The sequence below is a fragment of the Stenotrophomonas sp. X genome (assembly GCF_055721025.1).
This window is the reverse complement of the sequence record NZ_CM146756.1, coordinates 1,417,079-1,443,311: the sequence shown is the minus strand read 5'-3', so window position 1 is coordinate 1,443,311 and position 26,233 is coordinate 1,417,079. Positions and strand designations below refer to the sequence as shown.

Below are 26,233 nucleotides of genomic sequence, written 5' to 3'. Positions count from 1 at the left end.
GAGTGAAGCCACGACGTGACGTTCCGCCTGCTGCCAGCGACCCGCCGGAGTCGCCTGATGCTGATCGCCCTGCTCGCCCTGATCGTCGCCGCGACCGCCTGGTGGCTGCTGCGCAAGCCCGCCGCCCCGGCGGTGGCAACCTCGCCGGTCAGCCGCGGTGACATCGAACAAACGGTGGATGCCACTGGCGTGATCGACGCCTACAAGCTGGTCAGCGTCGGCGCGCAGGCCTCGGGCCAGATCAAATCGCTGAAGGTACAGCTGGGCGACACCGTGAAGGAAGGCGACCTGATCGCCGAGATCGATGCCACCACCCAGCAGAACCAGGTGCTCAACGCGCAGGCCTCGCTGGACCAGGTCACCGCCCAGCGCGCGGTGCAGCAAGCCACCCTGCGCCAGGCCGAACTGGAGTTCGCGCGCCAGCAGCAGATGCTGGCCGCCGAGGCCACCTCGCGCCAGGAATACGATGCCGCCGAAGCACAGCTGAAAACTGCCCGCGCCCAGCTGCAGTCCTACGAGGCGCAGATCAAGGGCCGCGAAACCGAGCTGGGCACCGCCCGCGCCAACCTGGCCTACACCCGCATCACCGCGCCGATGGACGGCACCGTGGTCGCGGTGGTGGCCGAGGAAGGCCGTACCGTGAACGCCAACCAGACCGCACCGACCATCGTCATGCTGGCGCGGCTGGACGTGGTCACCGTCAATGCCGAGATCTCCGAGGCCGACGTGGTCAAGATCAAGCCCGGCATGCCGGTGTACTTCACCACCCTGGGCGACCCGGACCGCAAGTATCACGCCACGCTGCGCCAGATCAATCCGGCGCCGGCCTCGATCGCCAACGAAAGCTCCTCCAGCTCCAGCAGTTCGTCCAGTTCCAGTTCCAGCAGTGCGGTCTACTACAACGCGCTGTTTGATGTGGAAAACCCGGACGGCACGCTGCGCATCGACATGACCGCGCAGGTCTCGGTGCTGCTCAAGCAGGCCAAGGGCGTGCTGATGGTGCCGGCGGTGGCACTGGGACCGAAGCGCCGTGGCGATGAGCGGATGGTGCGGGTGCTGGACGACAAGGGCCAGCCGCAGCCGCGCAAGGTCACCGTGGGCATCAACAACGGCGCCTCGGCCGAGATCCTGTCCGGCTTGAAGGAAGGCGAGCGCGTGGTGGTCGGCGAAGCCGCTGCGGCCGGTGCCAGCGCCGGCGGCGGCAACCGCGGCGGCATGCAGATGCGGGTCGGCGGCCCGGGCATGGGGCGCCGATGAGCACGACGGCGCCGCTGCTGCGCCTGCGCGACCTGCGACGTGAATTCCCGGCCGGCGACGATGTGATCGCCGTACTGCGCGACGTGAACCTCGACATCCACGCCGGCGAGATGGTCGCCATCGTCGGCCAGTCCGGCTCGGGCAAGTCGACGCTGATGAACATCCTCGGCTGCCTTGACCGTCCCACTCGCGGCAGCTACCAGGTGGCCGGCCGCGAAACCGGAAAGATGGAGCCGGACGAACTGGCCGAACTGCGCCGCGAGCATTTTGGTTTCATCTTCCAGCGCTACCACCTGCTCGGCGACCTCGACGCGCGCGGCAATGTGGAAGTGCCGGCCGTTTACGCCGGCAGTCCCGGCCCGGTGCGCAACGCGCGTGCCGAGCAACTGCTGCGGCGACTGGGGCTGGGCGACCGCATGCATCACAAGCCAGGCCAGCTCTCCGGTGGCCAGCAGCAGCGCGTGTCGATCGCACGCGCCCTGATGAACGGTGGCGAGGTGATCCTGGCCGACGAACCGACAGGCGCGCTGGATACGAAATCCGGTGAGGAAGTGATGGCGATCCTCGGCGAACTGCATGCCGAAGGCCACACCATCATCATCGTCACCCACGACATGAGCGTGGCCCGGCACGCGCAGCGCATCATCGAGATCCGCGATGGCGAGATCATTGCCGACCGCGCCAATCCGGATGCGCCGAGTTACCGCGCCCAGCGCGAAGCCAGTACCGGCGTCGCCCACGGCAACAGCTGGCGGGCGGCCCGCGACCGCTTCACCGAAGCGTTCCGCATGGCGCTGCTGGCGATGAACGCCCATCGCCTGCGCACCTTCCTGACCATGCTCGGCATCATCATCGGCATCGCCTCGGTGGTCTCGGTGGTGGCCCTGGGCAACGGCTCGCAGCAGCAGATCCTGCAGAACATCAGCGCGCTCGGCACCAATACCATCGACGTCTACCCCGGCCGCGGTTTCGGCGACATGCGCTCGGCGCGGGTGCAGACGCTCAAGGCCAGCGATGCCGACGCACTGGCGAAGCAGAGTTACGTGGACAGCGCCACCCCCAGCGTGTCGACCTCGGTCACCGCGCGCTACCGCAACCAGTCTTCCACTGCGCAGGTCAGCGGCGTCGGCGAGCAGTTCTTCCGGGTCAAGGGCGTGACTCTGCTCGGTGGCAGCTTCTTCGATGCCGATGCGGTCAAGGGCCTGGGCCAGGTGGCGGTGATCGACGAAAACACCCAGACCCAGTTCTTCCCCGATGTCGACCCGGTCGGCCAGGTAATCCTGCTCGGCAACGTGCCGGCACGCGTGGTCGGCGTGGCCAAGCGCCAGAGTTTCGGCTTCGGTGGCAGCACCAGCCTCAGCGTGTGGGTGCCCTACACCACGGTGATGTCGCGCATGCTCGGCCAGAGCCATGTCTCCAGCATCACCGTGCGCGTGGACGACAACACACCAATGGATGCCGCTCAGGAAGCGATCACCCGCCTGCTGACGATGCGCCACGGCACCGAGGATTTCTTCCTCAGCAACAGCGCGGAGATCCGCGACACCATCGAGCAGACCACGCGCACGATGACCCTGCTGATCGGCGCCATCGCCGCCATCGCGCTGCTGGTCGGCGGCATCGGCGTGATGAACATCATGCTGGTGTCGGTGACCGAGCGCACCCGAGAGATCGGGGTGCGCATGGCCGTCGGTGCACGACAAAGTGATATCCGCCAGCAGTTCCTGATCGAAGCGGTGCTGGTGTGCCTGCTCGGTGGCGTGCTCGGCATCGGCCTGGCCCTGCTGCTGGGCTCGATGATCGGCCGCTTCGCCAGCGACTTCCAGGTGCTGTTCTCCACCGCCTCGATTGTTGCCGCCTTCGCCTGCTCGACCCTGATCGGCGTGGCGTTCGGCTTCCTGCCCGCGCGCAATGCCGCGCAGCTTGACCCGGTAGAGGCCCTGGCACGCGAATGAAGATGATGACCCGACTGCCCTTCCCTGCCCCCTCGCGCCGGCTGCTGGCGGGTGCCGTTCTGCTCGCCCTGTCTGGCTGCGCCTCTGTCGGCCGCTATCCGGTGGCCGATCCCGACGTGGCGGCCCAGTATGGGCGTGGCGATGCCACCCTCAACGCACCGGCCGGCGACCCGCGCAGCAGCCTGGACACACCGGGCCACGACATCCGCCAGGACACCTGGTGGACCGGCTTCGGCGACGAGCGCCTGGACCGCCTGGTGGCGCAGGCGCTGGCCGCCAACAGCGACCTGGCCGCCGCCGGCCTGGCCGTGCAGCGTTCGCGCCTGCAGGCCGGCCTGGCCAGCAACGCGCTGTGGCCGCAGCCTTCGTCATCGGGCGTCAGCGGCAATGCCAGCCGCGCCACCGACCAGGCCGACGAATGGCGCCGCAGCTACTCCACCGGCGTATCGCTGGGCTGGGAGGTGGATCTGTGGGGACGCCTGCGCACCCAGCGCGACATCGCCCGCTGGGAAGCCGAAGCCAGCGAGGAAGACCGGCAGAATACCGCCCTGCTGGTGATCAGCGACACCATCACCCAGTACTGGAACCTGGCCTACCTGAACCAGTCGATCGCCACCGGCCAGGCCAACCTGGAGCGGCTGGAGCGCACCCGCGAACTGGTGCAGGCCCGCTTCGACGCCGGTGCGGTATCGCGCCTGGAAGTGCGCCAGGCGCTGCAGAACCTGCAATCGCAGCGCGCCTCGCAGAGCGCGCTGGAACAGCAGCGGGTGGAGGTGCGCAACGCACTGGCCGTGCTGCTGGACGGCACGCCCTGGCCACAACAGGACGAACCGCAGGACCTGCTGGGCGCACGCAGCCCGCGCATTGTCGAGGGGCTGCCGGCCGATCTGCTCGGCCGCCGCCCCGACCTGCGTGCGGCAGAACTCCGCCTGCGCAACAGCCTGAAGACCATCAGGGTCACCGCCACGCAGTACTACCCGGCACTGAGCCTGACCGGCAGCCTCGGTTCCAGTGCGGCCTCGCTGGGCGATGTACTGCGCAATCCGGTGGCCACGCTGGGTGCCGGCCTTTCGCTGCCATTCCTCAACCTGCAGCGCGCGCAGCTGGATACCGATATCGCCGGCACCAGCTATCAGATCGCCGCGACCAATTTCCGCAAGACGCTGTACACCGCGCTCTCGGAAGTGGACAACGCCCTGTCCGCGCGCGAGCAGCTGGCGCGCCAGGTCGCTGCCTCGCAGGCTTCGTACGAGGAAGCGGTGGAAGTGGAGCGCGCGCAGGAAGTGCGTTATCGCGTGGGTGCTACCGATCTGCGCACCTGGCTGGAAGCGCAGCAGACCCGGCGCGATGCCGAGCTGTCGCTGGCGCGCGTGCGCCAGGGCCAGCTGAACAACGACGTGACCCTGTTCAAGGCACTGGGTGGCAGCGCGGGGTAGCGGCTTCTGTAGAGCCGAGCCCATGCTCGGCTGCTTTCCTGATCGGGTATGCGATAGCCGAGCGTGGGCTCGGCTCTACAGATCAACCGCGCTGGCGCACGGCCTCGAACAGGCTGACGCCGGCGGCGACGGAGACATTCAGGCTCTCGATCTCGCCCGGCATCGGGATCTTGACCAGGCCATCGCAGTTCTCGCGGGTCAGGCGGCGCAGGCCGTCGGCTTCGCCGCCCAGCACCAGCGCGATGTTGCCCTTCAGGTCCAGCTGGTACAGCGACGCGGTGGCTTCGCCGGCCAAGCCATAAATCCACACGCCCTGCTTCTGCAGGTCCTTCAGGCAGCGCGACAGGTTGGTTACCGCCACCACCGGGATGAGGTCGGCGGCGCCGGCCGAGGTCTTGCGCACGGTCGCGTTGACCGTGGCCGACTTGTCCTTGGGGATGATCACTGCAGTCGCACCGGCCGCAGCGGCCGAGCGCAGGCAGGCGCCCAGGTTGTGCGGGTCCTGCACCTCGTCCAGCACCAGCAGCAGCGCCCTGCCCTCGGCCGCAGTGACCAGGCCTTCCAGCTCGTTCTCGCTGTAGGTGCGGGCGGCGGCATAGCGCGCGGCCACGCCCTGGTGGCGCACCGAGCCGCCCACACCGTCCAGCGCCTGGCTGTTCACCTTGCGCACGTCGATGCCCTTGCGGCGGGCGTTTTCCTCGATCTCGGTCAGGCGCGGGTTCTTCGCTCCGGCCTCGACCAGCACTTCGCGGACGTTCTCGGCGTCGTTCTCGATGGAGGAGGCGACGGCGTTGACGCCGACGATCCACTGGCTGTTCTTGCTCATGCGGGCGGGGACCGGAAAGGGGGTGGCTATGGTAGAGCATCGGCGGCGGCCGCGCTTCAAGGCAGCCGAGCATGGGCTCGGCTCTACACAAACCTCACCGGCTGCGCGGTGGCCAGTGCGGCGTGTCGTGGTCGGGGTGCTGGTGGGACACGATCGTGGCCAGGAAGTCCAGGGCCGCGATGTCCTGCTCGGTACGCCGTACCGGCAGTCTGGCCAGGCTGTCGACGAAGGGCAGCTTGCGTTCGACCCCGTACTGGATCGTCGGTGGCAGGCGTTCGGGTTCGTCGAACGCGCCGGCAGCCACCGCCACGCCATCGGGCGCTTCGTAGGTCAATGGCGTGCCGCAGTCGGCGCAGAAGCCACGCCGCACCACGTTGGACGACTGGAAATAGCGCGGCTGGCCGCGGGTCCAGCTGAACTGCACACCGCGTACCGACACCAGCGGCGCGTAGTAGGCGCCGAAGGCCTTCTGGCACATGCGGCAGTGGCAGATCGAGCTGTCGGTCAGCGCGCCACGCACGTGGAAGCGGATCGCGCCGCACTGGCAGCCGCCGCTGTATTCGGGTTGGCCTTGCATGCGATGTCTCCTGGTGGTGCCGGCCGCTGGCCGGCAACCCGTCGGTGCCGAGGGTGCCATGGATGCCGGCCAGCGGCCGGCACTACCACGGTCATCAATATTTCTCTTTCTTCCGCTTGGCCGGCTTGCCCCGCTCAGGCAGCGGCGGCAGGCCATCGCCCTCGTCCTCACCCTTGTGTTCCACCAGGCGGAAGTCGATCTTGCGTTCTTCCATGCTGGCCTTCAGCACCAGGATGCGCACGCGGTCACCCAGCCGGTAGCTGCCGCCGCGGCGCTCGCCGGTCAGCGTCTTGCGGGTCGCGTCGAACTTGTAATAGTCCTGCGGCAGCTGGGTCACGTGGACCAGACCCTGTACCTTCGACTCGTCCAGCTCGACGAACAGGCCGAAGCTGGTCACGCCGCTGATCACGCCGTCGAACTGGCCGCCCACGTGCTTTTCCATCCACGCAGCGCGGTAACGCTCGTCGACCTCGCGCTCGGCCTCGTCGGCACGGCGCTCACGCTCGGAACACTGCAGCGCCAGCGCGGCCATCTCGCGGGCGTTGTAGGTGAACTTGTCCAGCGGCTTGCCGGACAGCGCATGCTTGATCGCGCGGTGCACCAGCAGGTCGGGATAGCGACGGATCGGCGAGGTGAAGTGCGCGTAGGCCTCCAGCGCCAGGCCGAAGTGGCCGTGGTTCTCCGGGCTGTAGATCGCCAGGCTCTGGCTGCGCAGCAACACCGACTCCAGCAGCGTCGCATCGGGGCGGTCGCGGATCTTCTTCAGCAGCTTGGTGTAGTCACCGGGGCGCACCTTCGACCACGGCGGCAGGCTCAGCTTGAACTCCTTGAGGAATTCCAGCAGGTCGGCGTACTTGGTTTCCGGCGGCTTCTCGTGGATGCGGTACGGGGCCGGCACGTGGCGCGACAGCAGGTACTTCGCCGCCTCGACGTTGGCCGCGATCATGCATTCCTCGATCAGCTTGTGCGCGTCGTTGCGCACCAGCATGCCGGCCTGGGTGACTTCACCACGGTTGTCCAGCACGAAGCGCACTTCACTGCTTTCGAACTCGATGGCACCGCGCTTGGCGCGCGCCTTGGACAGCACCTTGTACAGCTGGTGCAGGCGCTGCACCTGCGGCAGCAGGTTACCCATCCAGGCCTTGGTATCGGCATCGTCCTCGCCCACCGCCTTCCACACCTGGGTGTAGGTCAGGCGCGCGTGCGAATTCATCACGGCCTCGTAGAAGCGCGAATGCGTGACCAGGCCATCGCGGTCGATCTGCATGTCGCAGACGAAGCACATGCGGTCGACCTTGGGCATCAGTGAGCAGATGCCGTTGGACAGGGTCTCCGGCAGCATCGGCACCACGAAGCCGGGGAAGTAGACCGAAGTCGCACGCTTCTGCGCTTCCTCGTCCAGCGGCGTGCCGGGGCGGACGTAGTTCGAGACATCGGCAATGGCCACCACCAGGCGGAAACCGTCGGCATTCGGCTCGCAGTACACCGCGTCGTCGAAGTCCTTGGCATCCTCGCCATCGATGGTAACCAGCGGCGTGCTGCGCAGATCGACGCGGTCACCGATCATTGCCGGTTCGACCACCAGCGGCACCGAGGCCGCTTCATCCAGTACCTCCTGCGGGAACTCGAACGGCAGCTCGTGACCGTGGATGGCGGTCTCCACCACCAGCGATGCGGTCAGCTTGTCGCCGAGCACGGCGATGATGCGGCCGATCGGCGGACGGCGGCTGTCCGGGGCCTGGGTCAGTTCGCAGACCACCAGCTGGCCATCACGCGCGCCCCCGGTCTGGTCCGGCGGTACCTGCACGTTGCGCTGCACGCGCTTGTCATCGGGTACCACGTAATTGATCCCCATCTCGACGCTGAAGCGGCCGATCAGGCGGGTCATGCCGCGCTCCAGCACGCGGGCGATGCTGCCTTCGCGGCGGCCACGGTGGTCGATGCCGGTCACGCGGGCCAGCACCTTGTCACCGTGCATGACCTTGCGCATTTCATACGGCGGCAGGAACAGGTCGTCGCCGCCCTCGACCGGACGCAGGAAACCGAATCCTTCCGGGTTGGCGATCACCACGCCGGTGACCAGGTTCAGGGTCTGGATCGGGGCGAAGCCGCCTCGGCGGTTCTGCACCAGCTGGCCATCGCGGACCATGGCGCCGAGCCGGCGCGACAGTGCTTCGGCACGGTCCGGGGCGGTCAGGCCCAGGCGTGCGCCCAGTTCCTCGGCGGTCTGCGGCCCTTCGCAACGCTCCAGCAGGGCCAGGATGGCCTCGCGGCTGGCGATGGGCTGTTCGTATTTCTCGGCTTCGCGGGCGGCATAGGGATCGTCGATCACCTTGCCGGTCGGCGGCAGCTTGCGGCCCGGGGCCGGGCCGGGTGCTGCCGCATCAGCGGTGCGGACCTTGCGGCCGCGTGGCGGCGCACCGCCTTCATTCAATTCGGGGAACCAGCCTGGCAGCGGCTTGCCCGGCTTGGTGGTGCGGGCTGCGCCCGCCTTCGGGCCCTTCTTCGGGGCTTGGCTGCGGGACTTGCTCCCGCCCTTGCTTGGTTTTTTGGTAGTCATCGCCCTACATGGTAGCCGTTGATGGCGTGCAGAACGGGTCAGCGCCCGCCCTGGAGGCGTTGGATGAAATAATTTCAGGAAGTCGTTGACAGCTCCCGGATTCATCTTCACAATTGCGCCTCTGGAACGCCCAGGTGGCGGAATTGGTAGACGCACTAGTTTCAGGTACTAGCGGGTAAAACCGTGGAGGTTCGAGTCCTCTCCTGGGCACCAACGAAAAAACTCCTCGCTTCGGCGGGGATTTTTTTTGCCTGCGATCCGGCGCTCTGGCCCTGGGGTCAGAGCCCCTTTCGCAAGCGAAACGGGATCCGACCCCGGCGCTGCAAAAGGTGTTGACACCCCCATAACGACACCCCATAATCTCGCTCCTCGACGCCCAGGTGGCGGAATTGGTAGACGCACTAGTTTCAGGTACTAGCGGGTAAAACCGTGGAGGTTCGAGTCCTCTCCTGGGCACCACGTCGAGAATGAGAAAGACCCGCGAAAGCGGGTTTTTTCATGCCGGGAATTTGGCATCAGAACAATGGCCGCAGCACCAGCTCCAGGCCGAGCAGCAGCAGGAAGCCAAGGAAGCACGCCCGAAACACCCGTGCGCTGATGCGCTGCCGGATCACCTGCCCCAACCACATGCCCAGCAGCGCCGGCAGCACCGCCAGTGCACTCAGCCCCAGCTGCTGGATGCCGAACGCACCGTGCAGCACCAGGCCGGTGGTCAGCGAAATCGTCGACACGGTGAACGCCAACCCGAGCGCCTGCACCAACTCTTCGCGCTGCAACCCCAGCGACTGCAGGTACGGCACGGCCGGCATCACGAACACGCCGGTGGCGCCGGTCACTACGCCGGACAACGCCCCCACCAGCGGCCCCAGCCAACGCTCGCGCCGCTGCGGCACGCGGAACACCGGCGCAAGCAGCGCATAGGCCGCATAGACCACCAGCGCCAGGCCCAGGGCAACGCGCGACCCAGTGCGATCGACCCGCACCAGCAGCGCTGCCGAACCCAGCGTCACCACCACCACGGCCAGCATCATCGGCCACAGGCGCCGCACGATGTGGCCCAGTGACGGCCCGGACAGCAGCTGCCACGCATTGGTGACGAAGGTCGGGATGAACAGCATCGACGCCGCCGCCACCGGCGACAGCGCGCCACCGAGCAGGCCCATCGCCACCGTCGGCAGCCCCATGCCCGTCACGCCCTTGACCACGCCGGCCAGCACGAACACCACCACCAGCAACCCATAGAAGTACATCGATTCATTCATGCCTTCATTGGATCGGGCCGTCGCCCGGCGCACAATGCGGTCTTCCCGGCCCACCCTTCGGCTGACCCGAAGGCTCGGGCGTTGCGATGAGGGCATCACATGCGGATGGACATTGCCGACCTGCGGCTGTTCCTGGCGATTGCCGAGGCGGGCAGCATCACGGCCGGTGCAGTGCAGGCGAACCTGGCCCTGGGTTCGGCCAGCGAACGCCTGCGCACGATCGAAGCCGATGCCGGCACCCCGCTGCTGAACCGGCATCCACGTGGCGTCAGCCTGACTGAAGCCGGCGCCGCCCTCGCCCACCATGCACGCCTGATCCTGCAACAGCAGGCGCAGCTGCGCGGCGAACTGCAGGCATTCGCGCAGGGGGCGCGCGGCACCCTGCATCTGTATGCCAACACCGCAGCACTGACCAGCTACCTGCCCCCGCGGCTCGCACCGTGGTTGGCCGAACGACCCCGCCTGCACGTCGAACTGCTGGAACGCACCAGCCCCGAAGTCGTGCGTGCAATCAGCGCTGGCCAGGCCGAGGCCGGCATCATCAGTGATGCGGTCGACGCCACCGGCCTGCAGCAGCATGTGGTGGCCGAAGATCCGCTGGTGATGCTGCTGCCTGCCGATCACCGGTTTGCATCACTGCGCAGCGTGACCTTCGCCGATGCCGCCGGCGAGACCTTCGTTGCCCTCGCCGATGGCAACGCGCTTCAGATCTACATCGAAGACCAGGCCCGCGACATCGGGCGCCGCCTGGATGTGCGCATCCGCATGAAAACCTTCGAGGGTGTCTGCATCATGGTCGGCTACGGCATCGGTGTCGGCATCGTGCCGCGGAGCATCGCGCGCCAGCATCGACGCAGTACGCATACGGTTGCGGTGCCGCTTGCCGATGCGTGGGCACAGCGCCGCCTGTGCGCCTGTTTCGCCGGATGGGCGCAGCTGTCACCGTCGATGCGCAGCCTGCTGCACCACCTGGGCGTGCAACCGCAGAAAAAAGTGTGAAATGTTGTTGACACACTCTCTGCCGTGCCGCACAATTCCTCTCCTGAGTCGCCCAGGTGGCGGAATTGGTAGACGCACTAGTTTCAGGTACTAGCGGGTAAAACCGTGGAGGTTCGAGTCCTCTCCTGGGCACCACGACTCAAGATGATCAAACCCGCGAAAGCGGGTTTTTTCGTTTCCGGAATTCGGGAACCCACACGACCCCGGGATCCATCCACGCATGGCGTGGATCTACCAAAAGAAAAACCCCGCCTTGCGGCGGGGTTTTCTGCGTTTCAACGCCAATGGTCGATCAATGCCCACCGCCCGCGGACGCCGCACCCGCGCCGGCGCCGAACGGCGGCTTGGCCAGCCACAGGAAGGTGATGATCGCCAGGAAGATCCAGCCCAGCAGGAAGAAGATGTCGTTGAAACCCATCTGCGATGCCTGGTGGTTGATCATGTTGTTCAGTACCGCCGCGCCATGTTGCAGGTCGCCCTGCCCCATTGCCGTGACCTGCTCCTGCATGCCCGGCTGATAGGCCGAGATGTGCTCGGTCAGGTCGGCATGGTGCACCTGGGTACGCCGCGCCCACAGCCACGTCGTCAGCGAGGCCGCGAAGCTGCCGCCCAGCGTGCGCAGGAACGTCGCCAGGCCGGAGCCCGCCGCGATCTCGCGCCCATCCAGGTCCGACAGCAGGATCTGCAGCACCGGCATGAAGAACAGCGCCACGCCAATGCCCATGATCAGCTGCACGCCGGCCACGTGCATGTAGTCCACCTGCAGGTTGAAGTTCGAGCGCAGGAAGCTGGTCATCGACAGCACGATGAAGGCCACGGTGGCCAGCATCCGCATGTCGAAGCGCGACGCATACTTGCCCACGAACGGCGTCATGATCACCGGCAGGATGCCGATCGGCGCGGTCGCCAGGCCTGCCCAGATCGCGGTGTAGCCCATGTCACGCTGCAGCCACTGCGGAATCAGCAGCGCCACGCTGAAGAACGCCGCATAGGCCACCACCATCGCCAGCGTGCCGGCACGGAAGTTGCGGTGCCGGAACAGCTTCAGGTCGACGATCGGATCCTTGTCGGTCAGTTCCCAGATCAGGAACACCGTCAGCGTCACCACCGCCACGCAGGCCAGCACCACGATCTTCATCGACGAGAACCAGTCCTCGTCGTTGCCCAGGTCGAGCACCAGCTGCAGCGCGCCGACACCAATCACCAGCGTGATCAGGCCGACGTAGTCCATCTTCGGCTTCTCGATCTGCTCCGGGCGTCCCTTCAGCTGGTTGCCCACCACCAGCGCGGCGAAGATGCCCAGTGGCACGTTGATCAGGAAGATCCATTCCCAGCTGTAGTTGTCGGTGATCCAGCCACCGAGGATCGGGCCGCAGATCGGCGCCACCACCGTGATCATCGCCAGCAGTGCCAATGCCTGCCCGCGCTTCTCACGTGGATAGATCGAGACCAGCAGCGACTGCGTGATCGGGTACATCGGGCCGGCCACGAAGCCCTGCAGCGCACGCGACACCACCAGCATGCCCATGCTCTGCGCAAGGCCGCACAACAGCGAAGTGATGACGAAGGCCAGGGTGGCCCAGACGAACAGTTTGCGTTCGCCGAAACGGCGGCTGAGCCAGCCGGTCAGCGGCAGCGCGATGGCTGTGCTGACCGCAAACGAGGTGATGACCCAGGTCGCCTGCTGCGAACTGGCGCCGAGGTTGCCGGCGATGGTCGGCAGCGAGACGTTGGCGATGGTGGTGTCGAGCACCTGCATGAACGACGCCATCGCCAGGCCTACGGTGCACAGGGCGACGCTGGGCGGCAGGAACCCGGAGGCCGCAGCCGGCGCCGCCGGTGCGCCCGGAGCGCCGGGCGCGGCTGGAGCTTGTGCGGACATGGCGACCTCAGCCCACCTTCGCCTGCTGCTGCGGCAGGTTGCCCTGGATGATCGTGTGGATCACCTCGTCGGCATCATGCAGCTGCTTGGCATACACGTCGGTGTCGAACACCGTGCCCTTGGCCGGGGTGCTCGGCAGCACTTCGCCCTTCTGGTCGCGCAGGCTCACTTCGGCCTTCATCGACAGGCCGATGCGCAGCGGGTGCTCGGCCAGCTGCTTGGCATCGATGGCGATGCGCACCGGTACGCGCTGCACGATCTTGATCCAGTTGCCGCTGGCGTTCTGTGCCGGCAGCAGCGAGAACGCCGAGCCGGTGCCCAGGCCCAGGCTCTGGATGCGCCCCTTGTACTTCACGTCGCCGGCGTACAGGTCCGACTTCAGCTCCACTTCCTGGCCCAGGCGCATGTGGCGCAGCTGGGTTTCCTTGAAGTTGGCCTCGACCCACATCTGCTCGGTCGGCACCACGGCCATCAGGGCATTGCCCGGCTGCACGCGCTGGCCGACCTGCACCGAACGACGGGCGACGTAGCCGGAGACCGGTGCAACGATGCCGGCGCGGGCATTGTTGAGGAAGGCCTGGCGCAGCTGCGCAGCGGCGGCCTGCACGTCCGGCTGGGTGGCGATCACGGTGTCGTCAACCAGCGCGCGGTTGCGCTCGACGGTCTCGCGCGAACCGGCCACGGCCGCTTCGGCCGCGGCCAGCTCGTCGCGGGCGTGGGCCAGTTCTTCGTTGGAGATGGCGCCGGTGGCGGCCAGGTCCTTGCGGCGGGCGTAGTCTTCGCGCACGCGCTTCAGGGTCACCTGGCGGGCGTTCAGGTCCGCCTGCGCGCCTTCTACGCTGCGGTACAGGCCGCGGGTCTGGCGCACGGTCTTGGCCAGGTTGGCTTCGGCCTGCTGCAGCGCCACTGCGGTGTCGGACGGGTCCAGCTGCACCAGCAGCTGGCCGCGCTCCACGCGCATGCCGTCATCGGCATTGATGGCGACCACGGTGCCGGCCACCAGCGGGGTGATCTGCACCTGGTTGCCCTGCACGTAGGCATCGTCGGTCTCTTCGAACCAACGGCCGAACATGAAGTACCACAGCGCCAAAGCGGCAAGCAGCAGCACGACGATCACGAACAGGCCGCGCAGCAGGTTGCCGCGGCGGTTGGGGGCGGCCGGGGCCGCGGTGTCTTGGGTCTGGCTCATGTCGGAGATCTTCAGGAATGCGAGGAATCGGAATGGGAGGCGATCGGTGCGCGGTCGGCGTCAGTGGGCTGGAAACCACCGCCCAGCGCCTTGCTCAGGCGCACCGAGGACTGCACCTGCTGCGACTGCAGGCCGGCCAGCTGCTGCTGCGACTGCAGCAGGGTGGACTGCGCGGTCAGCACGTCCAGGTAGCTGCCGATGCCGGCGCGGTAGCGCTGCTGGGCCAGGTCGAAGGCAGCGCGTGCGGTGTCCACCGCCTGCTGCTGCGACTGCGCCTGCTGTGCCAGCGAGCGCACCGCGTTGACCTGGTCGGCGACGTCCCGCAGTGCGTCGAGCACGGTCTGGTTGTAGTTGGCCACCGCCAGGTCGTACTGCGCATCGGTATTGGCCAGGTTGGCGCGCAGCTTGCCGCCCTCGAAGATCGGCAGGCTCAGCGCCGGGCCGATATAGGCAAAGGTGGAGCTGCTCTTCAGCAGGTCGCCCACGTTCGGGGCGACCACGCCGGCCAGCGCGGTCAGGTTGAAGCTCGGGTAGAACTTGGTCTTGGCGACCTTGATCTGCTTGTCGGCCGCTTCCACGCGCCAGCGTGCGGCGACGATGTCGGGGCGACGGCCGAGCAGTTCGCTGGGCAGCACGCCCGGCAGCTGCAGCGCCACCGGGTTCAACGGCTGCGGGCGCTGGATCGACAGGCCACGGTCCGGGCCCTTGCCGACCAGCGCGGCCAGTGCGGTGCGGGCCGCGTCGATCCGCTGCTGTGCGGCCTGTACCTGCTGCTGCGCGGCCGGTACGCGGGCCTCGGCCTGGCGCACCTGCAGATCGCTGTCGATGCCGGCGCGGCGGCGCTGGCGGGTCAGTTCCAGCGACTTCTGCGAACGGGCCAGCTCTTCCTCGGCCACATCGTTGAGCTGCCAGGCGTAGGCCAGGTCGGCGTAGGCCTGGGTGATGCCGGTGGACAGGTTCAGGCGTGCCGCCTGCGCCTCGACGGTGGCCGCATGCGCGCCATCCACGGCGGCTTCCCAGGCGGCGCGCTTGCCGCCCCACAGGTCAACGCCGTAGCTGAAGTCGAAGGCGACCTGGCTGCTGCCGCCGTAACGGCCACCCATCTCGCTGCCGACCATCGATTCGGGCAGGCGCAGCCCGGTATAGCCACCGGACACCGACAGGCTGGGCAGCTCATCGGCACGTGCGGTGCCGACCTGGGCCTGGGCCTGGCGCAGGCGCGCGTCGGCGGCGTCCAGGCTCGGGTGGCCGGCCAGCCCCTCGGCGACCAGCGCGTCCAGCTGCGCATCGCCCAGCGCCTTCCACCAGTCCTGCGCCGGGAAGCCGGTGGCGCTCAGGTCGGTGTCGGCCAGGGTGCGTTCGCTGTGCAGGCTGTCCACGTCAAGCACGTGGCCCTGCGGGTTGAGGCCACGACTGCTGGCGCAGGCGGCCAGGGCCAGGGCCAGCGCTGACACCAGCAGCGCGCGCCCGGACCGGCGGAGAGTGGAATGCGGGATCGGGTTCATGGGGTCGTCAGGGAATCGCGGATTCGGGTAAGGAGGGACAGCAGCAGCGTGCGCTCGTCGGCGGAAAGATCACGCAGGGCGTAATCCATCACCGCGTCGCCACGCAGCTTCAGGCGCGCCCACAGCGCGCGGCCTTCGTCGGTCAGCACGATCTGCAATGCCCGCCGGTCCTGCGCATGTGGTTCGCGGCGGACGCAGCCCAGCGCTTCGAGCTTGTCCAGCAGCCGGGTCACCGCGCTGGGCACCTGATCGATGGCCTGGGCCAGTTCGTTGGCGGTGCACGGCGCCATGTTCGAAAGCACCTTCAACCCGATGTAGTGGGTGAAGCCGATGCCCAGATCTTCTTCAGCCATGGACGCGTCGAGTTGGCGGACCAGGCCGTCGCGCACCTGGCGCAGCAGCAGGCCGAAGCTGGGGGGAGTGGTTGCAGGACAGATCATGGGGGAGCATTCTCTTCCAAAAAAAATATTTCTCAATGGAAATATTCGATCTGGCATCGAATGCTGTGTTGCAGCAGTGGGCTGGATCAGTGACGGCGCCTACCTTAATGACCTGGTCAGGTGGCCCGGTAGTACAATTCAGCCAATGGATGACACATTTCAGCCAGCAGACATGATGAACAAGGCAGAAATCTCTACTCCCAAACGCCTGCTCAGAGACGAAGCACTGGACTGGTTCGAGCGCAACGACGGTCCCCCGGTGGTCGGTTTCCGTTTCGACAGCCCGCAAGGGCTGGTCCGTGAGGTGGATTGGCATCATCACCAGCGCGCGCAGCTGATCTGCGTCGAGCGCGGCCTGCTGACCACCCGTACCTCGCACGGCACCTGGTCGCTGGCGCCGGGCTCGGCCGGCTGGATGCCGCCGCTGGAGCCGCACACGGTCACCCTCGACGGACCCCTGCGTGGCTGGGGCATGGCGCTGGCGGCCCCGGTCTGTGCCACCCTGCCCTCCGATCCCTGCGTGCTGGGCCTGTCCAAGCTGGCGCAGGCGCTCGCCGACCGCATCTGTGACTGGCCACCGGGCTACGACACCACCTCCGAACGCCAGCACATCATCGAGGTGCTGGTGGACGAGATCCGCACAGCGCCACGCCAGCGCATGCACTTGCCGATGCCGCATGACCGGCGCCTGCTGAAGATCGCCTCGCAGCTGCTGGCCGACCCGTCCGACGAACGCAGCCTGGCCGAATGGGCGCACTGGGCCGGCCTGTCACCGCGCAGCCTGACCCGCCACTTCCGCGACGAGACCACGCTCAGCTTCGCCCAGTGGCGGCAGCAGGCCCGGCTCTCCGAAGCCCTGCGCCAGTTGACCGATGGCCGCAGCGTCGCCGACATCGCCCACGCACTGGGCTTCAGCAGCGCCAGCGCCTTCGTCACCGTGTTCCGCCGCCACTTCGGGCTGCCACCGGGGCGCTACCTGGCGCGGGCCGGCCACGGCCTGGAAACCGGGCTGGACCCTGCGCGCGGCTTGGCATCCCCCGCCGCATCCGGATAATCACAGGATTGCGAGCGGCGACCACCGTCGCCGCCTCCCGACATAGGTAACAACGCCGCATGACCGAACTTGCCCGCCCCGTGTTCCACGGATTCGAACAACTGCCGCTGCGCGAGTACGCCGAACGCGCCTACCTCGACTACTCGATGTACGTGGTCCTGGACCGTGCCCTGCCGTTCATCGGCGACGGCCTGAAGCCGGTGCAGCGCCGCATCATCTATTCGATGAGCGAGCTGGGCCTGAATGCCGCGTCCAAGCCGAAGAAGTCCGCGCGCACCGTCGGTGACGTCATCGGTAAGTACCACCCGCACGGCGACAGTGCATGCTACGAAGCACTCGTGCTGATGGCGCAGCCGTTCTCGTACCGCTACCCGCTGATCGAGGGCCAGGGCAACTTCGGCTCCAGTGACGACCCGAAGTCGTTCGCGGCGATGCGTTACACCGAATCCAAGCTGACCCCGATCGCCGAAGTGCTGCTGGGCGAACTGGGCCAGGGCACCACCGACTGGGCACCGAACTTCGACGGCACCCTGCAGGAGCCGACCTGGATGCCGGCGCGGCTGCCGCACCTGCTGCTCAACGGCACCACCGGCATCGCCGTGGGCATGGCCACCGACGTGCCGCCGCACAATCTCAACGAGATCGTCAGCGCGCTGCTGCACCTGCTGGACAACCCCGACGCCACCGTGCGCGATCTGTGCGAACACGTGCAGGGCCCGGACTACCCGTCCAGCGCCGAGATCATCACCGCGGCCAATGACCTGCGCAACATCTACGAGACCGGCAACGGCAGCGTGCGTGCACGCGCGACTTTCACCAAGGAAGCCAGCAACATCGTGATCACGGCGCTGCCGTTCCAGGTGTCGCCGTCGAAGGTGATCGAGCAGATCGCCGCACAGATGCGCGCCAAGAAGCTGCCGTGGCTGGAAGACATCCGCGATGAATCCGACCACGCCAACCCGGTGCGCGTGGTGCTGGTGCCGCGTTCGAACCGGGTCGACGCCGACCAGCTGATGGGCCACCTGTTCGCTACCACGGACCTGGAGCGCAGCTACCGCGTCAATCTCAACGTGATCGGGCTGGACGGCCGTCCTCAGGTGAAGAACCTGAAAATGCTGCTCAGCGAATGGCTGACCTTCCGCAGCAACACCGTCACCCGCCGCCTGCAGCACCGCCTGCAGAAGGTCGAGCGCCGCCTGCACCTGCTGGAAGGCCTGCTGGTCGCCTTCCTCAACCTGGACGAGGTGATCCACATCATCCGTACCGAGGACGAACCGAAGGCGGCGCTGATCGCGCGCTTCGGCCTGTCCGAGGAACAGGCCGAGTACATCCTGGAAACCAAGCTGAAGCAGCTGGCCCGCCTGGAGGAGATGAAGATCCGCGGCGAGCAGGACGAGCTGGCCAAGGAGCGCGAGAAGATCCTCGGCATCCTCGACAGCAAGGCCAAGCTGAAGAAGCTGATCCGCGATGAACTGACCGCCGACGCCAGGAAGTTCGGCGACGCACGCCGTTCGCCGCTGGTGCAGCGTCAGGCGGCGCAGGCCATCGACGAGACCGAGCTGGTGCCGAGCGAGCCGATGACCGTGGTGCTGTCGGAGAAGGGCTGGATCCGTGCCGCCAAGGGCCACGACGTCGATGCATCTGCCCTGTCCTACCGTGAAGGCGACGGACTGCAGGGCGCGGTGCGCGCACGCAGCACCCAGCAGGTCGCGTTCCTCGACAGCGAGGGCCGCGCCTACTCGACGCCGGTGCACACCTTGCCCTCCGCGCGTGGCAATGGTGAACCGCTGACCGGCCGCTTCTCGCCGGCACCGGGCACCAGCTTCGTGACCCTGGCCAGCGCCGAGCCGGACACCCGCTTCGTGCTGGCCTCCAGCCACGGTTATGGCTTCGTCACCCGCTTCGAGAACCTGATCGGCCGCAACAAGGCCGGCAAGGCGATGCTGAACCTGTCGGCCGGTTCGTCGGTGCTGACCCCGTCGGCAGTGGCCAACGTCGCCACCGACCGCATCGTGGCAGTGACCAGCTCCGGCAACCTGCTGGCGATCGCCGCCAACGACCTGCCGGAACTGGACAAGGGCAAGGGCAACAAGATCATCGAGATCCCGAAGGCCAAGCTCGCCACCGAACGCGTGGTCGCCATCGTGGCGATCAGCCCGGGGCAGACCCTGCAGGTGCGCAGTGGCCAGCGCACGATGGGGCTGAAGTTCAACGAGCTCGACGCCTACCTCGGCGCCCGCGCCACCCGCGGCCACCTGCTGCCGCGCGGCTGGCAGAAGGTGGAAGGGTTGTCGGTGGAGTGAGGAGCACCGGGGTCGGATCCCTTTCCACCGGAAAGGGCTCTGACCCCGGACACCGCCCCTGGCAGGTGTCAACCTTGGTTGACACGCATTACCCCGGTACACGCCAACCTCGGTTGGCAATTGCCAAGCCAATGGGATCAGAGCCGTTTTCGTCGAAAACGGATCTGACCCCGGACACGAAAAAGCCGGGGCATTCCCCGGCTTTTTCGTTGTCGGCTGGCGGGCGGTGGAGCGGCTGGCGGGCGAAAGCTGGCTGGCCGTGCTCCGGTGCTGGCGGGCGACAGAACGCTGTACTTCCGGTAGAGCCGACCGCTGGTCGGTTGCTCTTTGCTCCCGTCGGCTGCTTTACCGAAAAGCAGCCGACCAGCGGTCGGCGCTACCGGAACGCAGCCGAGCATTGGCTCGGCTCTACAAAAAGCGGTGCCGGCTCAGTGCGCCGGGGCGCCGCTGCCGTCGATCTTGCTCAGCTGGTACAGCTCCAGGCCGATGCGCTTGATCAGGCCCAGCTGCTGTTCCAGCCACCAGGCATGGTCTTCTTCGGTGTCCTTCAGCTGCGCCAGCAGGATGTCGCGGCTCACGTAGTCGCCCTTCTCCTCGCACAGCTTCATGCCGGCGGCCAGATTGTTCCGAACGGCGTATTCAGTGTCGAGATCCTTCTGCAGCATCTCTTCGACGGTTTTGCCCGGCTCCGTGGCATGCGGACGCATGTCTGGATCGCCCCCCAGGAACAGGATCCGACGCAGCAGCGCATCGGCGTGCTGGGTTTCCTCTTCCATCTCGTGGTTCAGGCGCTCGTACAGTGCGAACAGGCCCTGATCCTCGTAGCGGCGGGAATGGATGAAGTACTGGTCGCGGGCAGCGAGCTCGCCGCGCAGCAGTTCCTTCAGGCAGGCGATGACGTCCGGGTTGCCTTTCATGGGGGGCTCCTGTGAATCGATGCGGCATAGGGTGCCGCATTTCAGAATACGGTGATCTAATCGGAATCAGTCGCAGTTGCGCCTGCGGCTACAATCGGCCCACGAGTTCGGAAAGGACGTGCGATGCGACGTACATGGCGTTGGATGCTGGGCGTAGTGATCGCCATCGTGCTGATCACCGCACTGGTCCTGTGGCTGCTGCTGCGCGGCAGCCTGGCCGACCTGGACGGCGAGCATCCACTGCCGGGCCTGGCCAAGCCGGTCACCATCGAGCGCGATGCGCTGGGCGTGGTCACCATCACGGCCGGCAGCCAGACCGATGCGATGCGCGCGCTGGGCCGCGTGCATGCGCAGGAGCGCTATTTCGAGATGGACCTGATGCGCCGCAGTGCCGCTGGCGAGCTGTCGGCGCTGTTCGGGCCGAAGGCCATCGACGCCGACAAGCGCATGCGCGTGCACCGGCTGCGAGCACGCACCGAGGCGAATCTGCAGGCCGCACTGGGCGACAACGGCGCGTCCGTGCGCGCCTACGTGGATGGCGTCAACAAGGGCCTGGCCGATCTCTCCGTGCGCCCGTGGGCCTATCTGCTGCTGCGGCAGTCACCGCAGCCCTGGCAGGCCAGCGACAGCGTGCTGACCGGGCTGGCCATGTACGCCGACCTGCAGGATCCCGGCAACCAGACCGAGCTTGCGCTGAGCCGCATCCGCGCGGTGGTGCCGTCGGCGCTGTACGCACTGATCGCCCACGGCGGCACTGAATGGGATGCACCGCTGTTCGGCGAACCGACCGGCAACGCCACGCTGCCCGATGCCAGCCAGCTGGACCTGCGCACGCTGAAGGGAACGCCGGGCACCGGGCAGGAAGAAGCCGACGCCGTCGGCAGCAACAACTTCGCGGTGGCCGGTGCGCTCACCGCCGACGGCCGCGCCATTGTTGCCGACGACATGCACCTTGGCCTGCGCGCACCCAGCCTGTGGTTCCGCGTGCGCCTGCGCTATCCCGACCCGCAGGCCGCTGGCGGCCAGGTCGACGTCACCGGCTTCTCGCTGCCGGGCCTTCCGGCCGTGATCGTCGGCAGCAACGGGCACGTCGCCTGGGGGTTCACCAACAGCTACATCGACACGGCGGACTACCGCACCGAACCGGCCAATGCCGCAGTGACGGTGCATGAAGAACGGATTGCGGTGGCCGGCCGGGCGGATGTGCTGTTCCCGGTACGCGAAACCGCCTGGGGACCGATCCTGCACACGCATGCCGATGGCAGCGGCGACGCGCTGCGCTGGGTCGCCCAGCTGCCCGGTGCGGTGCGCCTGGACTTCGGTGACCTGGCCCGCGCCGGTGACCTGGACGCGGCCCTGCAGTTCGCCGACCACGCCGGCATTCCCGCACAGAACCTGGTGGTCGGCGACCGCACCGGACGCATCGCCTGGCGCCTGATCGGCGCCCGCCCGGATCGCGGTCCGGGCTGCGCGCCGGCCGGCTTCAACGCCGCCCACAACCAGGACTGCGCCCCCTGGCCGATCCGCAGCGATGCCTCGCCGGCATTGATCGATCCACCCAACCATCGCCTGTGGACCGCCAACGGCCGCGTCCTCGACGGCGAGGCACTGGCCCAGGCCGGCAACGGCGGCTATGACCTTGGCGCCCGCGCGCGGCAGATCCGCGACCTGCTGGCGATCCAGGAGCGCTTCGATGAACACGACCTGCTGGCGATCCAGCTCGACGATCGCGCGGTGTTCCTGCAGCGCTGGTGGGCGCTGCTGCACGACGTCATCGAACGCAGTGACGACCCTGCACTGAAGCGCATGAAGGAGGCCAGCCATCAATGGGACGGCCGTGCCTCGGCCAGCTCGGTCAGCTACCGGGTGGTGCGTGAGTTCCGTACGCAGGTGATGGCAACACTGTCCGATGCACTGCTGGCACCGGCCAACGCGCAGCTGGGCGATGACTATCTGGAGCCGCGACTGGCGCAGCTGGAAGGCGTGGCCTGGCCGATGCTGCAGCAGCGGCCGGCCAATCTGCTGCCACCGGCCTTCGACAGCTGGGATGCACTGCTGATCGACGCCGCACGCCGTACCGAAAGTGAGCTGACCAGGCAGGGACCGCTGGCCAAACGCAGCTGGGGCGAACGCAATACCGCGGCGATCTGCCATCCCATCGCACGGGCGCTGCCGGACATCGCCAAACGCTGGCTGTGCATGCCGGCCGACCGCCTGCCCGGCGACCGCGACATGCCGCGCGTGCAGACGCCGAACTTCGGCGCTTCCGAGCGCATGGTGGTTTCACCGGGCCACGAGGCGGATGGCATCGTGCACATGCCCGGCGGCCAGAGTGGGCATCCACTGTCGCCCTACTGGGGTGCCGGCCACGAAGACTGGGTGCATGGGCGGCCGACGCCGTTCCTGCCGGGCAAGGCGCAGCACACCATGACGCTGGTGCCAGCGCGCTGACGGCGGCACCCACATGCCCGAGGGTGCGCTGCACGCTGTAGAGCCGAGCCCATGCTCGGCTGCTTCTGGCGCGGAGCCGAGCATGGGCTCGGCTCTACAGAATGCCCGCGCGGCGCTACCGGGTCAGCTTCTACGCCGCTCGATCAGGTTCAACAGTGGCCCGGTCATCGCCGTTGTCACCAGCGCCATGATCACCAGCACCGCGAACAGGCGGTCACCGAGCAGGCCAAGTTCGTAACCCAGGTTGAGCACGATCAGCTCCATCAGGCCACGGGTGTTCATCAGTGCACCCAGCCGCCACGCCTCACGGGTGGGCATGCCGGCACTGCGTGCGGCACTGAAGGTACCCAGCAGCTTGCCGGTCGTCGCTACCGCGATCACCACCACGCACAACAGGACATCGCTGGCCTGCAGCGTATCGGCGCGCATGCGCAGCCCGGTCATGGCGAAGAACAGCGGCAGCAGCAGCGTCACCGCGAACGGTTCGACGCGCGCCATCAGCAGCTCGCGCAACTGCACATTTGACGACACCGCCACGCCAGCCGCGAACGCACCGAACAGCGCATGGATGCCGAGCATCTCGGTGACCAGGGCACTGGCCAGCGACAGCAGCAGGATGCCGAGCAGCCAGCGTCCCTCACCACCCGGCGCGATCTGCTGGCGGGCGAACCACGGCTTCACCAGCCCCAGCATCAGCGCCACGAAGGCGACTACGCACAGCAGGTTGAGGCTGGCCGGCAGCCATCCGCTGGCCTGTGCAGCCGCCACGATCAGCGCCAGCAGGCACCACGCGGTGGCATCACCCAATGCAGCGCAGGCAATCGCGGTCTGCCCCAGTGGCGCCTGCGTGATACCGCGGTCGGCAAGGATGCGCAGCAACACAGGGAAGGCCGTGATGCTCATCGATATGCCAACGAAAAGTGCGAATGCGGTGAAGCCCACGCCCTGCGGACCGTGCTGCGGGTACAGCCAGATCGCCAGGGCGACGCCAAGCACGAACGGCACCGCAATGCCGGCATGGCTGACCGTAAAGGCAAAACGCCGGCGTCCACGCAGCGCCGCCAGGTCCAGCTCGGCACCGGCCACCAGCAGGAACATCAGCACACCCAACTGGCTGAGCATGCCCAGCGGGCCCAGCGAGCTGGGCGGGAACAGGGCTCCATGCAGCGGCGGCAACAGGCTGCCGAGCATCAATGGGCCCATCATCAGGCCGGCGGCCATCTCGCCGATCACCGCCGGTTGTCCAAAGTGCTTGAGCAGCGCGCCTGCGCCCTTGGCCACCAGCAACAGCACCAGCAGTTGCAGCAGGAACAGGCCCAGCGGGGACGCCAGATGCTGCACCCAGGTGGCTTCGGCCGTGGCCGTGGCCGTGGCGCGGGCAACAGCCTCGGGCGCCGCCGGCCCGGCATAACGGGCCAGCAGCACGCCGGCCAGCAGCGGGACCCCGGCCCAGGCCAGGTAGCGCCATCCCCACTTCGTCGGTGGCGCCGGGCCCCCGCTGTGTACGTCCATGAACATTCCCCAATGTGCAGGGGGGCGATCATACAAAAAGGGGACGGAGGGGATTAAGTCGTTAGTGGCACAAGCGCCCCGGCCCCCTCCGTCCCCTTTTAGGGGCTTACGCCAGTGCCTGCTCGTGCACGCCAGCGATCGCGCGCCCCGACGGATCTGCAGCAGCGGCGAAGCTGGCATCCCACGCGATCGCCGCCGGCGACGAGCAGGCGATGGACTTGCCACCCGGCACGGTCTCGGCGGCCGCACGGCTCGGGAAGAACTGCTCGAACAGGTGACGGTAGTAGTAGGCCTCCTTGGTCTGCGGCGGGTTGTGCGGGAAGCGCTTGTCGGCCGCTGCCAGCACACGGTCGCTCACCTGAGCTTCGGCATGCGCCTTCAGCCCGTCGATCCAGCCATAGCCAACGCCATCGCTGAACTGCTCCTTCTGCCGCCACAGGATGCTGTCCGGCAGGTAGCCTTCGAACGCCTCGCGCAGCACCGCCTTCTCGATGCGGCGGCTACCAAAGCCTGCACCGACCATCTTGTGCGCGGCGTCGAAGCGCATCGCCACATCGAGGAATTCGCGATCCAGGAACGGCACCCGCGGCTCCACACCCCAGGCCATCATCGACTTGTTGGCGCGCAGGCAGTCGTAGTTGTGCAGCGCGTCGAGCTTGCGCACCAGCTCGTCGTGGAACTCACGCGCATCCGGCGCCTTGTGGAAGTACAGGTAACCACCGAAGATCTCGTCGCTGCCCTCGCCGGAAAGCACCATCTTCACCCCCATGGCCTTGATCCGCCGTGCCAGCAGGAACATCGGCGTCGATGCGCGGATGGTGGTGACGTCGTAGGTCTCGATATGGCGGATCACTTCCGGCAGTGCATCAAGGCCCTCCTCGAACGTGTACTCGAAGCCGTGATGCACGGTGCCCAGCGCTTCGGCGGCGATTGCAGCGGCGGCCAGATCGGGAGAGCCCTTCAAGCCGATCGCGAACGAGTGCAGGCGCGGCCACCAGGCTTCGGTCTGCCCCCCATCTTCGATGCGACGGCGTGCATAGCGCGCGGCCACCGCCGCCACCAGCGACGAGTCCAGGCCACCAGACAACAGCACGCCGTACGGCACATCGCTCATCAGCTGGCGTTCCACCGCATGCTCGAAGGCCTTGCGCAGCTCGGCCAGATCGGCCTGGCGATCCTGCACTTCAGCGTAGTCGCGCCACGGCTGCTGGTAGTAGCGCACCAGCTCACCGCTGGCACTGTCGAAATAGTGACCCGGCGGGAACTGGGCGACGTCGGCACAGGTATCGACCAGTGCCTTCATTTCCGAGGCCACTCGCAGACGTCCCTGGGCATCGTGGCCCCAGTACAGCGGCACCACGCCGACCGGGTCGCGCGCCACCAGCACACGACCGGCACCACGGTCCCACAGCGCGAACGCGAAGATGCCATTGAGCTGCTCCAGCCACTGAGCCGGCGAAGCGCCCTGGCGGTACAGCGCATTGATCACTTCACAGTCCGAACCGGTCTGGAAGTCATAGGCGGTGGTCAGTGCGGCCTTCAGTTGCTGGTGGTTGTAGATCTCGCCGTTGACCGCCAGCGCCAGCTGGCCGTCGGCCGACAGCAGCGGTTGCGAGCCGCCGGCCGGGTCGACGATGGCCAACCGCTCGTGGACCAGCAGCGCACCTTCGTCAAGATACACGCCGCTCCAGTCCGGGCCGCGGTGGCGCTGGCGCTGCGACAGTTCCAGCGCATGGCGGCGCAGGGCCGGAAGATCGTCACCGGCCTGCAGGCCGAAGATTCCGAAGATCGAACACATGGGGGAGCTCCTGTTGGGGGAATTTCACGGGTGGGAGGGTGTTCGACCGGCCATCCAGGCCCGGGTGGGGCTGCGCGCCCGGGCACAAAAAAACCCGCATCGACCGATGCGGGTTTTCTGGTGTCCGGGCGTGTGTTGCTGTCTATCTACCCAGGGCGCAGTCCCGCATCGGCCGCGCACGATTATTCGCGCGCAGATTATTGCGGTTGTTGTTATTGACGGCGGTGGCCAGGCGGATCGACATGGCATCGACCCTACCCCGGTTTCCGGCACGGCGCAACCGTTGCGTTGGCAACCACTCCCCGGCGCG

At 67.3% G+C, this 26,233-nt stretch carries 18 protein-coding genes and 3 tRNA genes; 10 read left to right on the top strand and 11 right to left on the bottom strand.

Translation table 11 applies throughout. The features are described 5' to 3' along the window. Positions 1–15 precede the first annotated feature (15 nt). From ACZ75I_RS06550 to ACZ75I_RS06540, 3 genes are read left to right on the top strand one after another with little or no spacing between them, the layout of a single operon-like run. Positions 16–1,257, top strand: coding sequence for an efflux RND transporter periplasmic adaptor subunit (locus ACZ75I_RS06550; RefSeq protein ID WP_134969396.1), 1,242 nt, complete (start codon positions 16–18; stop codon positions 1,255–1,257). Then, a complete protein-coding gene (locus ACZ75I_RS06545; protein ID WP_061478544.1) occupies positions 1,254–3,212 on the top strand; it encodes a MacB family efflux pump subunit in 1,959 nt (652 codons plus the stop codon). The genes ACZ75I_RS06550 and ACZ75I_RS06545 overlap by 4 nt, the downstream gene beginning before the upstream one ends. Then, a complete protein-coding gene (locus tag ACZ75I_RS06540; protein ID WP_242892852.1) occupies positions 3,209–4,648 on the top strand; it encodes an efflux transporter outer membrane subunit in 1,440 nt (479 codons plus the stop codon). Before ACZ75I_RS06545 ends, ACZ75I_RS06540 begins: the two co-directional genes overlap by 4 nt. An 82-nt stretch (positions 4,649–4,730) precedes the next feature. On the opposite strand, the gene rlmB is transcribed toward ACZ75I_RS06540, so the two are convergent. From rlmB to rnr, 3 genes are all read right to left on the bottom strand, one after another. Then, positions 4,731–5,474 (bottom strand): 23S rRNA (guanosine(2251)-2'-O)-methyltransferase RlmB, encoded by a 744-nt coding sequence (gene rlmB, locus ACZ75I_RS06535; protein ID WP_072166788.1) that lies wholly within the window; start codon positions 5,472–5,474, stop codon positions 4,731–4,733. A 94-nt stretch (positions 5,475–5,568) separates the two neighbouring features. Further along, positions 5,569–6,051, bottom strand: a complete 483-nt coding sequence (locus tag ACZ75I_RS06530) for a GFA family protein (protein ID WP_061480658.1) — start codon at positions 6,049–6,051, stop codon at positions 5,569–5,571. Between the two features lie 94 nt (positions 6,052–6,145). After that, complete coding sequence (gene rnr / locus ACZ75I_RS06525) at positions 6,146–8,611, bottom strand: ribonuclease R (RefSeq protein ID WP_061480659.1); 2,466 nt, start codon at positions 8,609–8,611, stop codon at positions 6,146–6,148. Positions 8,612–8,739: 128 nt separating this feature from the next. On the opposite strand from rnr, the gene ACZ75I_RS06520 reads away from it, so the two are divergent. Together ACZ75I_RS06520 and ACZ75I_RS06515 are read left to right on the top strand one after the other, a co-directional pair. Next, a tRNA-Leu gene (locus tag ACZ75I_RS06520) sits at positions 8,740–8,824 on the top strand. 161 nt (positions 8,825–8,985) lie between these two features. Then, positions 8,986–9,070: transfer RNA gene (locus ACZ75I_RS06515), tRNA-Leu, on the top strand. A 56-nt stretch (positions 9,071–9,126) separates the two neighbouring features. Here the strand turns inward: ACZ75I_RS06515 and ACZ75I_RS06510 are convergent. Further along, positions 9,127–9,873: a sulfite exporter TauE/SafE family protein gene (locus ACZ75I_RS06510; RefSeq protein WP_346476571.1), complete on the bottom strand. Its 747-nt coding sequence runs from the start codon at positions 9,871–9,873 to the stop codon at positions 9,127–9,129. Positions 9,874–9,972: 99 nt separating this feature from the next. Between ACZ75I_RS06510 and ACZ75I_RS06505 the strand changes: the two genes are divergently transcribed. After that, the gene (locus ACZ75I_RS06505) at positions 9,973–10,872 is read left to right on the top strand and encodes a LysR family transcriptional regulator (protein WP_472958847.1); all 900 of its coding nucleotides are present in this window, start codon (positions 9,973–9,975) and stop codon (positions 10,870–10,872) included. Positions 10,873–10,922: 50 nt separating this feature from the next. Continuing rightward, positions 10,923–11,007 (top strand) — tRNA-Leu (locus ACZ75I_RS06500). Positions 11,008–11,164: 157 nt separating this feature from the next. Here ACZ75I_RS06500 and emrB read toward each other — a convergent pair. From emrB to emrR, 4 genes are read right to left on the bottom strand one after another with little or no spacing between them, the layout of a single operon-like run. Continuing rightward, positions 11,165–12,754 carry a multidrug efflux MFS transporter permease subunit EmrB gene (gene emrB, locus ACZ75I_RS06495; protein ID WP_065186080.1) on the bottom strand — a complete coding sequence of 530 codons (1,590 nt, stop codon included), beginning with the start codon at positions 12,752–12,754 and terminating at the stop codon, positions 11,165–11,167. Between the two features lie 7 nt (positions 12,755–12,761). After that, positions 12,762–13,943, bottom strand: a complete 1,182-nt coding sequence (gene emrA / locus ACZ75I_RS06490; protein ID WP_021204129.1) for a multidrug efflux MFS transporter periplasmic adaptor subunit EmrA — start codon at positions 13,941–13,943, stop codon at positions 12,762–12,764. Between the two features lie 11 nt (positions 13,944–13,954). Next, the gene (emrC, locus tag ACZ75I_RS06485) at positions 13,955–15,448 is read right to left on the bottom strand and encodes a multidrug efflux transporter outer membrane subunit EmrC (RefSeq protein ID WP_180870725.1); all 1,494 of its coding nucleotides are present in this window, start codon (positions 15,446–15,448) and stop codon (positions 13,955–13,957) included. Further along, positions 15,445–15,888 (bottom strand): multidrug efflux system transcriptional regulator EmrR, encoded by a 444-nt coding sequence (gene emrR, locus ACZ75I_RS06480; protein ID WP_005415875.1) that lies wholly within the window; start codon positions 15,886–15,888, stop codon positions 15,445–15,447. Before emrR ends, emrC begins: the two co-directional genes overlap by 4 nt. 172 nt (positions 15,889–16,060) lie before the next feature. Between emrR and ACZ75I_RS06475 the strand changes: the two genes are divergently transcribed. Together ACZ75I_RS06475 and parC are read left to right on the top strand one after the other, a co-directional pair. After that, a complete protein-coding gene (locus ACZ75I_RS06475) occupies positions 16,061–16,942 on the top strand; it encodes a helix-turn-helix domain-containing protein (RefSeq protein ID WP_472958846.1) in 882 nt (293 codons plus the stop codon). A 59-nt stretch (positions 16,943–17,001) separates the two neighbouring features. Then, positions 17,002–19,245, top strand: a complete 2,244-nt coding sequence (gene parC / locus ACZ75I_RS06470) for a DNA topoisomerase IV subunit A (RefSeq protein ID WP_111127039.1) — start codon at positions 17,002–17,004, stop codon at positions 19,243–19,245. A 428-nt stretch (positions 19,246–19,673) separates the two neighbouring features. Here parC and bfr read toward each other — a convergent pair whose 3' ends face one another. Beyond that, positions 19,674–20,162, bottom strand: coding sequence for a bacterioferritin (gene bfr, locus ACZ75I_RS06465; RefSeq protein ID WP_005415872.1), 489 nt, complete (start codon positions 20,160–20,162; stop codon positions 19,674–19,676). Between the two features lie 123 nt (positions 20,163–20,285). Here bfr and ACZ75I_RS06460 point away from each other — a divergent pair, with 123 nt between their 5' ends. Next, complete coding sequence (locus ACZ75I_RS06460) at positions 20,286–22,613, top strand: penicillin acylase family protein (RefSeq protein ID WP_472958845.1); 2,328 nt, start codon at positions 20,286–20,288, stop codon at positions 22,611–22,613. A gap of 123 nt (positions 22,614–22,736) precedes the next feature. Here ACZ75I_RS06460 and ACZ75I_RS06455 read toward each other — a convergent pair whose 3' ends face one another. Both ACZ75I_RS06455 and asnB read right to left on the bottom strand, forming a co-directional pair. Further along, positions 22,737–24,131, bottom strand: coding sequence for a cation:proton antiporter domain-containing protein (locus ACZ75I_RS06455; protein WP_472958844.1), 1,395 nt, complete (start codon positions 24,129–24,131; stop codon positions 22,737–22,739). Between the two features lie 100 nt (positions 24,132–24,231). Continuing rightward, on the bottom strand, positions 24,232–25,923 hold the full coding sequence (gene asnB, locus ACZ75I_RS06450) for an asparagine synthase B (protein WP_472958843.1): 1,692 nt from the start codon (positions 25,921–25,923) through the stop codon (positions 24,232–24,234). Positions 25,924–26,233: the final 310 nt, after the last annotated feature.

Bases quoted from the DNA above. Each gene is read 5' to 3' on its own strand.
- ACZ75I_RS06545 (WP_061478544.1), top strand. From the start codon at position 1,254: ATGAGCACGACGGCGCCGCTGCTGCGCCTGCGCGACCTGCGACGTGAA.
- ACZ75I_RS06540 (WP_242892852.1), top strand. From the start codon at position 3,209: ATGAAGATGATGACCCGACTGCCCTTCCCTGCCCCCTCGCGCCGGCTG.
- rlmB (WP_072166788.1), bottom strand. From the start codon at position 5,474: ATGAGCAAGAACAGCCAGTGGATCGTCGGCGTCAACGCCGTCGCCTCC.
- ACZ75I_RS06530 (WP_061480658.1), bottom strand. From the start codon at position 6,051: ATGCAAGGCCAACCCGAATACAGCGGCGGCTGCCAGTGCGGCGCGATC.
- rnr (WP_061480659.1), bottom strand. From the start codon at position 8,611: ATGACTACCAAAAAACCAAGCAAGGGCGGGAGCAAGTCCCGCAGCCAA.
- ACZ75I_RS06510 (WP_346476571.1), bottom strand. From the start codon at position 9,873: ATGAATGAATCGATGTACTTCTATGGGTTGCTGGTGGTGGTGTTCGTG.
- ACZ75I_RS06505 (WP_472958847.1), top strand. From the start codon at position 9,973: ATGCGGATGGACATTGCCGACCTGCGGCTGTTCCTGGCGATTGCCGAG.
- emrB (WP_065186080.1), bottom strand. From the start codon at position 12,754: ATGTCCGCACAAGCTCCAGCCGCGCCCGGCGCTCCGGGCGCACCGGCG.
- emrA (WP_021204129.1), bottom strand. From the start codon at position 13,943: ATGAGCCAGACCCAAGACACCGCGGCCCCGGCCGCCCCCAACCGCCGC.
- emrC (WP_180870725.1), bottom strand. From the start codon at position 15,448: ATGAACCCGATCCCGCATTCCACTCTCCGCCGGTCCGGGCGCGCGCTG.
- emrR (WP_005415875.1), bottom strand. From the start codon at position 15,888: ATGATCTGTCCTGCAACCACTCCCCCCAGCTTCGGCCTGCTGCTGCGC.
- ACZ75I_RS06475 (WP_472958846.1), top strand. From the start codon at position 16,061: ATGATGAACAAGGCAGAAATCTCTACTCCCAAACGCCTGCTCAGAGAC.
- parC (WP_111127039.1), top strand. From the start codon at position 17,002: ATGACCGAACTTGCCCGCCCCGTGTTCCACGGATTCGAACAACTGCCG.
- bfr (WP_005415872.1), bottom strand. From the start codon at position 20,162: ATGAAAGGCAACCCGGACGTCATCGCCTGCCTGAAGGAACTGCTGCGC.
- ACZ75I_RS06460 (WP_472958845.1), top strand. From the start codon at position 20,286: ATGCGACGTACATGGCGTTGGATGCTGGGCGTAGTGATCGCCATCGTG.
- ACZ75I_RS06455 (WP_472958844.1), bottom strand. From the start codon at position 24,131: ATGTTCATGGACGTACACAGCGGGGGCCCGGCGCCACCGACGAAGTGG.
- asnB (WP_472958843.1), bottom strand. From the start codon at position 25,923: ATGTGTTCGATCTTCGGAATCTTCGGCCTGCAGGCCGGTGACGATCTT.